Origin of the sequence: Aquimarina macrocephali JAMB N27, assembly GCF_000520995.1 — a bacterium.
GTDB classification, from domain to species: Bacteria; Bacteroidota; Bacteroidia; order Flavobacteriales; family Flavobacteriaceae; genus Aquimarina; species Aquimarina macrocephali.
Map to the genome: position 1 here is coordinate 1 of NZ_JACA01000037.1, position 301 is coordinate 301.

Sequence of the window (301 nt, forward strand, 5' to 3'; positions counted from 1 at the left end):
CAGGAGGTAGTCTTGTGACTATTGATAACCCGCATACTATCGCAGCTGTTGCGCAAAGAAGTAGCACAGTACTAGCAAATAATAACAATACTATTGAAAGAAAACTGGAAATTTATCCAAATCCGATAGAATCTGGTGTATTACACATCAAATATCCTAATTATACTAAGGCTAATAGGTCTGAAGCTATCATTAGAGATATGTTCGGAAGGGTGGTTGATAAAGTATACTTTAAATCAGAAACAACAACCTATGCTATTGATAAATTAAATGCAGGGGTATATTTCATTGTTATTAAAAC

Annotated in this window: 1 protein-coding gene; it reads left to right on the top strand. The window is 33.6% G+C overall.

Annotated features, from left to right (window positions below; translation table 11 throughout):
• On the top strand, positions 1 to 301 hold a 301-nt coding region (locus tag Z054_RS28885; RefSeq protein WP_035092802.1), incomplete at both ends, for a T9SS type A sorting domain-containing protein.